Origin of the sequence: Methylorubrum sp. B1-46 (assembly GCF_021117295.1) — a bacterium.
In the GTDB taxonomy this organism is placed as follows: domain Bacteria; phylum Pseudomonadota; class Alphaproteobacteria; order Rhizobiales; family Beijerinckiaceae; genus Methylobacterium.
In genome coordinates, this window is the sequence record NZ_CP088247.1 from 2,121,579 (window position 1) to 2,134,531 (window position 12,953).

Sequence of the window (12,953 nt, forward strand, 5' to 3'; positions counted from 1 at the left end):
CTCCGGCGCCCTGTGGAGGGTGGCCGACGACCGCAGGTTTTAAGAGGCACTCTTAATCTGACCGACAGGACCGTCCAACCCGCTTGGCTGCAACCTCTCCCTTAATCCAGAGAGATTGGGAGATTGTGTGGCACGTATTCATCAGTGGATCGCTGGTGGCCGAAAAGCGGCAAGATGCCGAAAACAACAAATATCAGTCGTGGCAATTGGGGTAAGTTCGAAACTTGCCACCATTTCGCCTTGAGAGTGGTGAGGGTGTCGCGAATATTGAGTTAGGTTCAGAAAAATCTTTTTCGCTTTTCGCATGTGGTCGATTTTGGTCGGAGCTGTCGCGTTGCTGCGCTTGCAAGTTGCAACGCGCCGACTCAACAGATGAGGTGACTATGAAAAGGGCATCGCACAGATGTCGGGCCGGAGGCTGCCATCAGGCAATCCCGATGCCGAAATAGGCGAAGCCGTGTCGTTCGACCTCCGCAGGCGCGTAGACATTGCGCAGATCGACGAGGACGGGGGCGGCCATCAGCCCCTTCAGCCGGGCCAGATCGAGCGCCCGGAAGGCGTTCCACTCGGTGACGATCACCAGCGCGTCCGCCCCTTCCGCGCAGGCATAGGCATCCTCGGCATACGCCACGCCCTGCAGAAGCGGCCGCGCCTGCTCCATGCCTTCCGGATCGTAGGCCACGATCCGCGCTCCCGCATCCTGCAATCCAGCGATGATCGACAGCGAGGGCGCGTCGCGCATGTCGTCGGTGTTCGGCTTGAACGTCAGGCCGAGCAAAGCCACCCGCTTGCCCCGCACCGAGCCGCCGCAGGCCGCGATCACCTTGCGCGCCATCGCCCGCTTGCGCTGGTCGTTGACCGCCACCACCGTCTCGACGATCCGCACCGGCGTGCCGTAATCCTGCGCCGTCTTCACCAGCGCCAGCGTGTCCTTCGGAAAGCAGGAGCCGCCATAGCCCGGCCCGGCATGCAGGAACTTCGAGCCGATGCGATTGTCGAGGCCGATGCCGCGGGCGACCTCCTGCACGTTGGCGCCGACCTGCTCGCAGAGATCCGCGATTTCGTTGATGAAGGTGATCTTGGTGGCCAGGAACGCATTGGCGGCGTACTTGGTGAGCTCGGCCGTGCGGCGTCCGGTGAGCAGGATCGGCGCGGCGTTGAGGTAGAGCGGGCGGTAGACCTCCTGCATGACGGCGGCGGCGCGGGCATCCTCGGCGCCGATGACGATGCGGTCGGGCCGCTTGAAGTCGTCGATGGCCGCGCCCTCGCGCAGGAATTCGGGGTTGGAGGCGACGCCGACATCGAGGTCGGGGCGGGTCTCGCGCAGGATGCGCTCGACCTCGTCGCCGGTGCCGACGGGGACGGTCGATTTGGTGACGACCACGGCGTAGCCGGTGAGCGCCTCGGCGATCTCGCGCGCTGCGGCGTAGACGTAGGAGAGGTCGGCAAAGCCGTCGCCGCGGCGCGACGGGGTGCCGACCGCGATGAACACGGCTTGCGCCTGTGACACGGCGGGCTTGAGGTCGGTGGAGAAGGAGAGGCGTTTGGCCCGCACGTTCTCGGCGACGAGGGCGTCGAGGCCGGGCTCGTAGATCGGCATGCGGCCCTGGTTGAGGGCTTCGATCTTATCGGGATCCTTGTCGATGCAGACGACCTCGTGGCCGAAATCGGCGAGGCAGGCACCCGAGACGAGGCCGACATAGCCCGAGCCAATCATCGCGATGCGCATCGATGTCTCCGCCGGGGCGGCCGGAATGCATCCGGCGTGTTGCAGTGCGGTGTGTAGCCCGGTTCGGAGCCGGCGCAAACCGTCGCCAACGCAACGGGTCCGCAGCGGCCTACAGCCGGTAATGCGCCGCCGCGCGGGAGAAATTGGGATTGTAGTAAGGATCGGCCCGCAGCACCGGCTCCCAGCGCTCGCGCATCACCCGTGATTCGGCCTCGAACCGGGCGCGCTTCTCCGGCGTGTCCTCGGCACCCCGGCTCTTCGACTCGTGGTGGACCAGGCGGGCATGCGGCGTCCAGACGATGCGGTAGCCAGCCGCGCGGATCTTGAGGCACAGATCCACGTCGTTGAAGGCGACCGCCAGATGCGCGGCATCGAAGCCGCCGACCTCGGAGAAGACGTGCGCCCGCATCGCGAGGCAGGCGCCGGTCACCGCGGAGACCTCCTGCGACAACCCCATCCGTCCGAAGTAGCCCGGCGCGTTGCCCGGCAGGCCGAGATGGCTGTGGCCGGCGATCCCGCCGATCCCGAGGACGATGCCGCCATGCTGGATCGTGCCGTCGGGGTAGAGGAGCTTCGCGCCGACGGCCCCGATCTCCGGGTCGCTGGCGATCGAGGCGAGTTCGGTGAGCCAGCCCGGCTCCAGCACCTCGATGTCGTTGTTGAGGAACAGTAGGATCGCGCCCCGCGCCGCGACGGCCCCCCGGTTCGACAGATCCGAGAAGTTAAACGGGCCCGGCGCCGGCAGCACGCGCAGGCGCGGCTCGGCGGCATAGCGCGCGAACAGATCCCGCGTCGCCGGCTCGGTACTGCCATTATCGACGACGACGACCTCCAGGGCCGGATAGTCGGTGCGCGCAAACAAGCCGTCGAGGACGACGGCGAGCAGTTCCGCCCGGTCGCGGGTCGGGATGACGACCGAGACGAGCGGCGCCGGCTCGGGCAGGGGACGAATCAGCCGGTTGAAGCCCTGCGCTCCGCGCTCGGCGCGCGCCCCGCGGCGCTGCGCGACCTCGGCCAAGGCCCGCAGCCGCGCCTCCTCGGCCCGCGCGAGCGCGCGGTCGGAAAAGGTGCCGGAGCCGGCGGCCGCCCGCCAGTGATAGAGCACCTTGGGAATGTGGCGCACGCGCTCCGCCGCGAGCCCCTCGGTGAGGCGCAGGAGCAAGTCGTGGTCCTGGCTGCCCTCGAAGCCGGGCCGCAGGCCGCCGAGCCGGCGTAGTGTCTCCGTCCGAACCACGCTGAGATGGTTCACGTAGTTCTGGGCCCAGAGCAATTCGCGGTCGTAGCCCGACTTGAAATGCGGCTCGAAGCGGCGGCCGCGGGCATCGACCTTGTCCTCGTCGCTGTAGATCAGCTCCAACTCCGGATCGGCCCGGACGGCGGCGGCCACCTCGAACAGGGCGTTTGGCGCCAGGAGGTCGTCGTGGTCGAGGAAGGCGGCGTAGGCGCCGCCCGCAAGGTTCAGGGCATCGTTGGTCGCGCGGGCGATGTGGCCGTTCTCCGCCCGGCGCAGGGAGCGGATGCGCGGCTCCTCGGCGGCGTGGCGGGCGATCAGCCGCGGAATGCGCGGATCGGTGGAGGCGTCGTCGGCGATGCAGAGTTCCCAGTCCGGGTAGAGCTGGTCCCGCACCGAGCGGATCGCCGCCTCCAGCACCCGCGGATCGGGATCGTGCACCGGCATCAGCACGGAGATGAGCGGAGGAGCCTCCCAATCCGCGATCTCGGCGCGGATGCGTGCGCGCTCCGCCGCCGTGATCCGGTCGAAGCGGGCGATCCAGGCGGCGTAGCCGGTTTCGGCCCGGTGCGCGAGCGCTCGCGCGATCATCCCGCGGGCGCGGACCTTCAAGCCGAGGACGCGCCAGCTGACGGCCTGCGCGGTGAGGCCGGGCTGGCGGATGCCGGCCCGCACGACGAGTTCGAGGCGCCCGCGGCGGCGGATCGTGACAGCCTCGATCCGGAAGGGAGCGGTCCGCGACAGGGCCGTCACGCGTAGTGCCGCAACGTCCGGCGGCAGCCGTCCGGTCCAGGCGAAGGCATCGCCGCCGAGGGGCTCCTCGGCCAGCGCCACGCTCTCGCCGTTGTCCGTGACCGCACTGAACAGAGCGCGAGCGATGCCGCCGCTGCCGGCATCGCGCCACCGCAGCGTGACCCAGGCGCCGCCGAGCCCCGCGTCGGCGAGGTCGATGCGGATCTCGGTTCCGTCCGTTCCCGTCACCGGCAGCGTCCGGCGCGCGAGTGTCGCGAGGGACTCGGCCCGCTCCGCCATCGCGCCTTAGACCTCCCAGTTCTTCGAGACGGAGGCCCGCACCGCGTCGCTGAGCACGGTGTCGTAGACGACCATGTCGCGGGCGAATCGCATGCCGCGCAGCAATTCGGCGAGTGCCAGCGTCTCGTTGGGGATCGGCAGGGGCAGCGGCAGCGGCGCCTCGATCCCGATATGGTGGAACACCGAGGCCATGAAGGCCTCGAAGTAGTCGCGGTGGCCGACGACGTCGATGCGCGACAGAACCTCGACCGCGATGATGGAACTACCCGGCATCAGCCGATCCTCCGGCACGTGGGTGCTGAGCTGGCGGGTGAGGGGGTTGTAGAGCAGGTGATAGGCCGGCTCCGGCATCATCCGGAACAGCCGCTTCAGGCTCTTCGCGTCGGTGAAATCGTAATCAAGGGTAAAGGCCGCGGCCTCGACGAGGTTGCCGAGGCGCCAGTGCTGCTCCGCGTTGGCGGCGATGCTCGCCCGCTCGCGCAGCCAGTACAGGCGGCTGGCCAGTTCCACGAAGGGATCGTGGACGAGCAGCATGGTGAGCGCGCCGCTCTGGACGAAGTGTCCCTCGTAGCGCGGAAAGATGATCGAGCCGGCCATCAGGCAGGAATCGAGCGTGACGGTGTCGAACATCGCCCGCAGGATCTCGTCCGGAAACCGGCCGATCCCGAAATAGGATTGCCGGAAATAGGGATACAGCGCGGTCTGGATCACCGTTTCCGGACGGATATTCCCGTTGAGCAGGATGACCTTCTTGTCGGTCAGGCCGTGGCGCGGCAGCCGCCGGTAGACCAGCACGTTGGTGTCGACATCGTAGATCTCGAGCCGCTCGATGCCTGCGAGCCCCGGTACGTCGGACTCGCGGATCTCGAAATGGCACTGGCCGGTCGCGTGCCAGCCGAACTTGACGAAGTTCTGGTCGGCATGGATCGCCGAGACCTCCGCCACCCGCTGCCCCTCGATGCAGACGGAGACCCGGCTGATCGCCTGCGGGTTGTCCGGCACCACCCAGCCCCGGATCACGTCGCCCTCGTCGGACGATAGGAGAAACCGCATCCTTGCTTGCCGTCCTCGGTCCCGTGCTGGTCCGTGCGCTCGGATTGTGCGCCCTCTTAGTGTCTCTCACAAAACTCCCGCTGCGCCGTCATTGCCAGAATGACGACGGTCAGAGACCGGGAGTTTTGTGAGGCACTCTTAGCCGATTTTTGCCGCCCGCGTGCAATGGGGGCGCGGTCGCGAGGGCGGCGCCCGCGAGTTTCGACGTATGGCGTCAGATTCCGCCCACGCCCCGCTTGCGGAGCTCGTCGGCACCGGCTATAGCCGCGGCCTCGCAGGACGTCGGGGCCACCCGGACAGCCTGCCGGGGCGCGTAGCTCAGCGGGAGAGCACTACCTTGACATGGTAGGGGTCACAGGTTCGATCCCTGTCGCGCCCACCATCCCACCCCGATGGGATGGACGATAGAGACCAAGGCTCCGGAAACGGGGCCTTTTTCTTTGGCCCATCGACATTCCCGAACGTGGCCCGGCGCGCTCGACCGGCGTGCTGCGGAGATCCAATTCGAAACGAAAAAGCCCCGCCGTTTCCGGCAGGGCTCTCTCGCATGGTTTCCCTCCGATCCCGAAGGACCAGAGGGGGTCGATCAGGCGTGGGCCAGGGCCGCGTTCGGCACCGCCGCGTTGTTAGCGGCGTGGTGCTGCTTCAGCATCGGTCGCAGGACCGCGACAGCGAGGAAGGCGGCGATCAGGTCCATGGTAGCGACGGTGTAGAGCACCGACGACCAGGTGCCCGTGGCCTGCATCAGCAGGTTGCCGACCGGCACGAACAGGGCGGCGAAGCCCTTGGCGCAGTAGAGGACGCCGTAGATCTTGCCGATGTGCTTCGAGCCGAAGGTGTCGGCAGCCGTGGCGCTGAACAGCGAGTACACTTCGCCCCAGGCCAGGAACACGATGCCGGACAGGATCACGAAGGCCCAGGGGTTCGAGCCAAAGTAGCCCAACGCGACGATGCCGATGCCCTCCATCGCGAAGGCGATGAACATCGTCTTCTCACGGCCGATCCGGTCGGAGATCCAGCCGAAGAGCGGACGCGAGATGCCGTTCATGACGCGGTCGAGCATCAGGGCGAAGGGCAGGGCCGCCATGGCGAAGAAGTACAGGTTCACCTGGAAGTTCTTCACGCCGAGGTCGGTCGCGATGACGCCGAGCTGGGCCACCGCCATCAGACCGCCGGTCACCGTGCAGGTGAACATCAGCAGCATGACGTAGAAGACCGGCGTGCGCAGGGCTTCGCCGAGGGTGTAGTCGCGGCGGGTCTGCAGAACCTTGGTCGAGAACTTGACCTCGTCCTTGGCCGGCGAGCGCATGAAGATGGAGGCCAGGATGATGACCGTGCCCTGGATCAGGCCGAAGACGAAGAAGGCCTGGGCGTAGCTGCCGGCGTCGATCATCTTGGCGATCGGCAGGATCGTCAGGGCCGAGCCCGCACCGTAGCCGCCCGCGGTGAGACCGACGGCCAAGCCGCGCTTGTCCGGGAACCACTTCAGGGCGTTGTTGATGCAGGTGGCGTAGACGCAGCCGACGCCGATGCCGCCGAGGACGGAGCCGAGATAGAACCCGCTCAGCGAGGTGGCGTAGGAGTTCACGACCCAGGCCGCGCCGGTCATCAGGCCGCCGAACATCACGACACGGCTCGGGCCGTACTTGTCGATGAAGTAACCCTCGATCGGGGTCAGCCAGGTCTGGACGACGACGAAGATGGTGAAGGCGACCTGGATCGCGGCGCGATCCCAGCCGAAGGTCTTCTGGATCTCAGGAACGAACAGGGTCCAGGCGTACTGAATGTTGGCCGCAGCCACCATGCAGATGACGCCGAAAACGATTTGCAGCCATCGGTTTGACGATGGTGCCGACCGATCTGGGGCGGTGGACGATAGTGCCATGAGCGTGCTCCCTCGTGCCTGCACTGACGTGAAGGCTTGTTGTGTAGGTTTGGCGTGTCTTGCCTGAGTGGCGTCGGTGCAGGGTGTTGAAATTCCTTCCTCTGCCGGTCGGATCCGAGGGCCCGTCTCCTCCCGAGCAGTGGTATGCATTATTTGGTATGCCAGGCATGCAGGCAAGCGAAATAATGCGCAATCTGACACGAAAGTGAAGGCGTGGAAGGATGAAATCCCGGAACCCCACCGAAATCTGAAGCGAAGACAGAAGGTTCGCAGGCTGTGCGCCGCAGAGATTTGTGCGTTGCCGCAACCTTGACGCCGAAACGTCGTCTACCGCGAGCCAAAGGCCGACGGATCGGAAGATCCCGTCCAAAGCGGCGTCTTCAGAGCGTCTCGTGATGAGCTTCGCAGCGCGGGACGGCGGCGCTGCTATTACGAATGCGTTCCTGAAAAATAGCCAGGTCCCAACACGATCTGCGCTGGTGCGATCGGACGTTGTCCCGGCCAGGCGCCGTTCTTGCTTGAGGGCGCCCGCAGCCGGCGCGGACGGCTCGCGCCCCGCGCGAGGCCATCTCGCAGGAAATCACCTCGACAGGGCGCCTGATCCTTGCATCCTGTCGGGCGAGGCCAAGGAGGCACGCAATGCCCTATCGCCACACCGTCGGTCCCCGCACCCACGTCTTCGCCGATCTGGCGACTCTGATGGCGAAGGCGACTCCGGTACGCTCCGGCGATTGCCTCGCGGGCATCGCCGCCGAATCGGCCGAGGAGACCATGGCCGCCCGCTGGTGCCTGGCCGAGGTCCCGCTCAAGGAGATCCTGTCGCGCCCTCTGATTCCCTACGAGGAGGACGATGTCACTCGCCTGATTCTCGACGATCACGACGAGGCGGCGTTTGCCGAGATCGCCGGCCTGACGGTTGGGGATTTCCGCGAGTTCCTGCTCACCGCCCCCTCCGCGACGCTGGCGCGAATCGCGCCGGGCGTGACCCCGGAGATCGCCGCCGCGGTGAGTAAGATCATGCGCAACCAGGATCTGATCCTGGTCGCCCGGAAGTGCCGCGTGGTCACGCGCTTCCGCAACACGATCGGCCTGCCCGGCACGCTCGCGGTGCGGCTCCAGCCCAATCATCCGACCGACGATCCGGCGGGCGTCACCGCCTCGATCCTCGACGGTCTTGCCTATGGCTGCGGCGATGCGGTGATCGGCATCAATCCGGTCTCGGATTCGATCCAGACCATGGGCGCCCTGCTCACCCTGTTCGACGGCATCATCGAGCGTCTCGAGATCCCGACGCAGGCCTGCGTGCTCACCCACGTCACGACCACGCTCGACGCGATGAACCATGGTCTGCCGGTCGATCTCGTGTTCCAGTCGATCGCCGGGACGCAGAGGGCCAATGCCAGTTTCGGCGTTACCCTGCCGATCCTGCAGGAGGCGCACGAGGCGGCGCTCGCGCTCAAGCGCGGCACGCTCGGCGACAACGTGATGTATTTCGAGACCGGCCAGGGCTCGGCGCTCTCGGCGGATGCGCATCACGGCATCGACCAGCAGACCTTGGAGGCCCGTGCCTACGCCGTCGCCCGGCGCTACCGGCCGCTGCTGGTCAACACCGTGGTCGGCTTCATCGGGCCGGAATACCTCTATAACGGCAAGGAGATCATCCGCGCCGGGCTGGAGGACCATTTCTGCGGCAAGCTGATGGGCGTGCCGCTCGGGGTCGACGTCTGCTACACCAACCATGCCGAGGCCGATCAGGACGACATGGACACCCTGCTGACCCTGCTGGGGGCGGCCGGCTGCACCTACGTGATGGGCATCCCCGGCGCCGACGACGTGATGCTGAACTACCAGTCCACCTCGTTCCACGATCAGCTCTACATCCGCGAGGTGCTGGGCCTGAAGCGGGCGCCCGAATTCGAGGAATGGCTCGCCCGCATCGGTCTCACCGACGCGAGCGGCGCCCTTCTGCCCGGCGGAGCCGACGCCCGCCTGCTCACCGCCGCGCCGGATCTCGCCGCATGAGCACCGAAAGCGCCCCCCTCTGGCAGCGGCTCGCCCGCCTCACGCCCGCTCGGATCGGCCTCGGCCGCGCCGGCGCCGGCCTGCCGACCCGCGAGGTGCTGAAATTCGGCCTCGCCCACGCCCAGGCCCGCGATGCCGTGCACACCCCGATGGAGGCTGCCGAAATCACGGGTGCCATCGAGGCCTTGGGCTGGCCGACCGTGACCGTGGCCTCCGGCGCGGAGGACCGCGCGACCTATCTGCGCCGGCCCGATTACGGGCGCCACCTCTCGCCGGAGAGCCTGAAGGCGCTGTCCGATTCCGCGGGCGAGCCCGTCGATCTCGCCCTCGTCGTCGCCGACGGCCTCTCGGCGCGGGCGGTTCACGAGGGCGCCGCCGCCCTGCTCGCCGCCTTCAAGCCCCATGCCGAGCGGGCCGGCTGGCGCCTCGCCCCGGTCGTGATCGCCACGCAGGCCCGCGTCGCGCTGGGGGATGCCGTCGGCGCCGCGCTGAAGGCCCGCGCGGTGGTGGTGGTGATCGGCGAGCGCCCCGGCCTGTCCTCGCCCGACAGCCTCGGCCTCTACGTCACCTTCGATCCGAGGGCGGGGCGCTCGGATGCGGAACGAAACTGCATCTCCAACGTCCGGCCCGCCGGCCTGAGCTTCGAACTCGCCGCATTCAAGCTGAACTGGCTCCTGACCCAGGCCTTTTCCCGCGGGCTGACGGGCGTGAACCTGAAGGATGAGAGTGACCGACTGATCGAGGCGAGTATCCCCGATCCTGTCATCGGCCCGCGCTGAGTGTCTTCCACGAAACGCCCGCCGCGCCGCCGGCGTTGGAGCGAGTACGGCTCGGTGCTCGGGCGTTTCGTGAGGCACTCCAGGCCTGTTCGACGGTACTCGACAGCATTGCTGCGGGGAAAGAACCGGCTCTCGTCATTCCGCAAGTCCGGAAACGCCGGGGTGGAAGCGGGTGTCACTGCAGAGACTGATCTGCCGCGATACTCATGACCACCGGCCGCTCGTAAGATCTCCCGTTCCCAGGGAGAAGGCAGCCGGAAGTCTGGCTGAAAAATCATCTCCTCGCGGGAGCGCGGAGGATGGATGCACGTTGATGGTGCGAAGTCTTTCCGAAGCCGGCGCAAGCTCGGCTGTTGCGGCCCTGACACACCGCGAAAGCAACCTGACTTTGCCTTGAGCTGTGCCTTTGAGCGCCGCAATCCCACCATAAACCGGGACGACTTCCGGGGTCGCGGTAAACGCTGTCGCTCCAACGCCTTACCGCAGAGTTTCGAGGACGTCGAAGGACGTTTTTCCGCGTGAAGCCGTAGCGGGCGGCGCGGCCTCGGGGGCGTAACCGGACCGGGGCACGAGATCAGCGATGGACGCGCGTCAGACCGACAAGTCGAAGCTGCCGAGCCGGCACGTGACGGAAGGGCCCGAGCGCGCACCCCACCGCTCGTACCTCTACGCCATGGGTCTGACCACCGAGCAGATCCACCAGCCGCTGGTCGGCGTCGCCTCGTGCTGGAACGAGGCCGCACCCTGCAACATCTCGCTGATGCGCCAGGCACAGGCCGTGAAGAAGGGCGTCGCCGCCGCCAAGGGCACCCCGCGCGAGTTCTGCACCATCACCGTCACCGACGGCATCGCCATGGGGCACGGCGGCATGCGCGCCTCGCTGCCCTCGCGCGAGGTCATCGCCGACTCGGTTGAACTGACGATCCGCGGCCATTCCTACGACGCCCTCGTCGGCCTGGCCGGCTGCGACAAGTCGCTCCCCGGCATGATGATGGCCATGGTGCGCCTCAACGTGCCCTCGATCTTCATCTATGGCGGCTCGATCCTGCCCGGCTCGTTCCGCGGCCGGCCGGTCACCGTGCAGGACCTGTTCGAGGCGGTCGGCAAAGTCGCCGTCGGTGACATGAGCCTCGACGATCTCGACGAGCTGGAGCGGGTCGCCTGCCCCTCCGCCGGCGCCTGCGGCGCGCAGTTCACCGCCAACACCATGGCCACCGTCTCCGAGGCGATCGGCCTCGCGCTGCCTTACTCGGCCGGCGCGCCGGCTCCTTACGAGATCCGCGACCAATTCTGCGCGGCGGCCGGCGAGAAGGTGATGGAGCTGATCGCCAAGAACATCCGCCCGCGCGACATCGTCACCCGCAAGGCGCTGGAGAACGCCGCCGCGACGGTGGCGGCCTCGGGCGGCTCGACCAACGCGGCGCTGCACCTGCCGGCGATCGCGCACGAGTGCGGCATCGAGTTCACCCTGTTCGACGTCGCCGAGATCTTCAAGCGTACCCCCTACATCGCCGACCTGAAGCCCGGCGGGCGCTACGTGGCCAAGGACATGTTCGAGGTCGGCGGCATCCCGCTGCTGATGAAGACCCTGCTCGATCACGGCTACCTGCACGGCGACTGCCTCACCGTCACGGGCCGGACGATTGCGGAAAACCTCGCCAAGGTCGCCTGGAATCCGGATCAGGACGTGGTGCGCCCGGCCGACCAGCCGATCACCGTCACCGGCGGCGTGGTCGGCCTCAAGGGCAACCTCGCCCCCGAGGGTGCGATCGTGAAGGTCGCCGGCATGCCCGCGGAAAGCCAAGTCTTCACCGGTCCGGCCCGCGTCTTCGACGGTGAGGAAGCCTGTTTCGAGGCGGTGCAGAACCGCACCTACAAGCCCGGCGACGTTCTGGTCATCCGCTACGAGGGCCCGAAGGGAGGCCCCGGCATGCGCGAGATGCTCTCGACCACCGCCGCCCTCTACGGCCAGGGCATGGGCGACAAGGTGGCGCTGATCACCGACGGACGCTTTTCCGGCGCGACCCGCGGCTTCTGCGTCGGCCATGTCGGCCCCGAGGCCGCCATCGGCGGGCCGATCGGACTCCTGCGCGACGGCGACATCATCACGCTGGACGCGATCAAGGGGACACTCGACGTGGCGCTCTCCGACGAGGAACTGGCCCAGCGCCGGGCCGCGTGGACGCCGCGGGGCAATGCCGCGACCTCCGGTTACCTCTGGAAATATGCGCAGACCGTCGGGCCTGCGGTGAACGGCGCCGTGACCCATCCGGGCGGCGCCAGGGAGACGCAGAGCTATGCCGACATCTAGGACCGTCCCTCTCCGGCCCGCGCGGCCGGCCGGGGTCGATCTAGGTCGGCTCCGCGCGGGTCTGCTCGCTGGATTTTTGGGGTTCGCGCTGGCGATCGCCGCCGTCGATCCCGGCACGGCGCTCGACGCGACGGCCCGCACGCCGGTCCCCGAGAAGGTGTACCGCTCGGGCCGCGACGCCCTGCGCTCGGGCGTGCGCGACTACAATGCGGGCGACAAGCAAGGCGCCGTGCGTGCGCTCGAATACGCCGCCGACCAGGGCCAGACCCTGGCGCTGTGGAAGCTCGGCCGCATGTACGCGGACGGCGACGGCGTGCCCCACGACGATCTCAAGGCGTTCGAGTATTTCTCGCGCATCGCCGACGACAACACCGACGATTCGCCCGACACCCCGAATTCCGGCGTGGTGGCGAGCGCCTTCAACGCGCTCGGCACCTACTTCCTGGAGGGGATCAAAGGCACCTACGTGCGCCCGAACGCCGAGCGCGCCTACGACATGTTCAACTACGCGGCGTCGTATTTCGGCGACCCCAACGCACAGTACAACCTCGCCCGGCTCTATCTCGACGGCACTGGCGTCGAGCAGGATCCGCGCAAGGCCGCGCGCTGGTTCAACCTCGCCGCCGAGAAGGGGCACCGTCCGGCCCAGGCACTGCTCGGCGACATGCTCGTCAACGGCACCGGCGTCCAGCGCCAGACCGTGAAGGGCCTGACTTGGCTCGCCATCGCCCGCACCGGCGCGCAGGGCACGGCGGATACCTGGATCGTCAACCTCTACGACAAGGCCTGGGCCTCGGCGAGCGAGGCCGACCGGGCCGACGCGATGGCGCAGGCACAGTCGCTGCCGACAGGCTCGACCCGGCGGCGGCGGTGAGGCAGCCGCACCCGGCGCGGGAAATGTCCCGGACGTC

8 protein-coding genes and 1 tRNA gene are annotated in these 12,953 nt (G+C 67.7%); 5 read left to right on the plus strand and 4 right to left on the minus strand.

Annotation, left to right across the window (positions count from 1 at the left end; genetic code table 11):
* Nucleotides 1–424 precede the first annotated feature (424 nt).
* The 3 genes from LPC10_RS09900 to LPC10_RS09910 all read right to left on the minus strand — a co-directional run bounded on the left by LPC10_RS09900 (nucleotide 425) and on the right by LPC10_RS09910 (nucleotide 5,045).
* A complete protein-coding gene (locus LPC10_RS09900) occupies nucleotides 425–1,729 on the minus strand; it encodes a UDP-glucose/GDP-mannose dehydrogenase family protein (protein ID WP_231346520.1) in 1,305 nt (434 codons plus the stop codon).
* 109 nt (nucleotides 1,730–1,838) lie between these two features.
* Nucleotides 1,839–3,992, minus strand: coding sequence for a glycosyltransferase family 2 protein (locus LPC10_RS09905; protein WP_231346521.1), 2,154 nt, complete (start codon nucleotides 3,990–3,992; stop codon nucleotides 1,839–1,841).
* 6 nt (nucleotides 3,993–3,998) lie between these two features.
* Nucleotides 3,999–5,045, minus strand: coding sequence for a hypothetical protein (locus tag LPC10_RS09910; protein WP_231346522.1), 1,047 nt, complete (start codon nucleotides 5,043–5,045; stop codon nucleotides 3,999–4,001).
* Nucleotides 5,046–5,352: 307 nt separating this feature from the next.
* On the opposite strand from LPC10_RS09910, the gene LPC10_RS09915 reads away from it, so the two are divergent.
* Nucleotides 5,353–5,427 (plus strand) — tRNA-Val (locus tag LPC10_RS09915).
* Nucleotides 5,428–5,631: 204 nt separating this feature from the next.
* On the opposite strand, the gene oxlT is transcribed toward LPC10_RS09915, so the two are convergent.
* Nucleotides 5,632–6,849, minus strand: coding sequence for an oxalate/formate MFS antiporter (gene oxlT / locus LPC10_RS09920; RefSeq protein ID WP_231346523.1), 1,218 nt, complete (start codon nucleotides 6,847–6,849; stop codon nucleotides 5,632–5,634).
* Nucleotides 6,850–7,569: 720 nt separating this feature from the next.
* Here oxlT and LPC10_RS09925 point away from each other — a divergent pair.
* From LPC10_RS09925 to LPC10_RS09940, 4 genes are all read left to right on the plus strand, one after another.
* A complete protein-coding gene (locus LPC10_RS09925; RefSeq protein ID WP_231346524.1) occupies nucleotides 7,570–8,952 on the plus strand; it encodes an ethanolamine ammonia-lyase subunit EutB in 1,383 nt (460 codons plus the stop codon).
* A complete protein-coding gene (eutC, locus tag LPC10_RS09930; RefSeq protein WP_231346525.1) occupies nucleotides 8,949–9,731 on the plus strand; it encodes an ethanolamine ammonia-lyase subunit EutC in 783 nt (260 codons plus the stop codon). The genes LPC10_RS09925 and eutC overlap by 4 nt, the downstream gene beginning before the upstream one ends.
* A 580-nt stretch (nucleotides 9,732–10,311) precedes the next feature.
* Entirely contained in the window at nucleotides 10,312–12,042 is a 1,731-nt protein-coding gene (gene ilvD / locus LPC10_RS09935) for a dihydroxy-acid dehydratase (RefSeq protein ID WP_231346526.1), read from the plus strand.
* The gene (locus tag LPC10_RS09940) at nucleotides 12,029–12,916 is read left to right on the plus strand and encodes a tetratricopeptide repeat protein (RefSeq protein ID WP_231346527.1); all 888 of its coding nucleotides are present in this window, start codon (nucleotides 12,029–12,031) and stop codon (nucleotides 12,914–12,916) included. Before ilvD ends, LPC10_RS09940 begins: the two co-directional genes overlap by 14 nt.
* Nucleotides 12,917–12,953: the final 37 nt, after the last annotated feature.

Bases quoted from the DNA above. Each gene is read 5' to 3' on its own strand.
- LPC10_RS09900 (WP_231346520.1), bottom strand. From the start codon at position 1,729: ATGCGCATCGCGATGATTGGCTCGGGCTATGTCGGCCTCGTCTCGGGT.
- LPC10_RS09905 (WP_231346521.1), bottom strand. From the start codon at position 3,992: ATGGCGGAGCGGGCCGAGTCCCTCGCGACACTCGCGCGCCGGACGCTG.
- LPC10_RS09910 (WP_231346522.1), bottom strand. From the start codon at position 5,045: ATGCGGTTTCTCCTATCGTCCGACGAGGGCGACGTGATCCGGGGCTGG.
- oxlT (WP_231346523.1), bottom strand. From the start codon at position 6,849: ATGGTGGCTGCGGCCAACATTCAGTACGCCTGGACCCTGTTCGTTCCT.
- LPC10_RS09925 (WP_231346524.1), top strand. From the start codon at position 7,570: ATGCCCTATCGCCACACCGTCGGTCCCCGCACCCACGTCTTCGCCGAT.
- eutC (WP_231346525.1), top strand. From the start codon at position 8,949: ATGAGCACCGAAAGCGCCCCCCTCTGGCAGCGGCTCGCCCGCCTCACG.
- ilvD (WP_231346526.1), top strand. From the start codon at position 10,312: ATGGACGCGCGTCAGACCGACAAGTCGAAGCTGCCGAGCCGGCACGTG.
- LPC10_RS09940 (WP_231346527.1), top strand. From the start codon at position 12,029: ATGCCGACATCTAGGACCGTCCCTCTCCGGCCCGCGCGGCCGGCCGGG.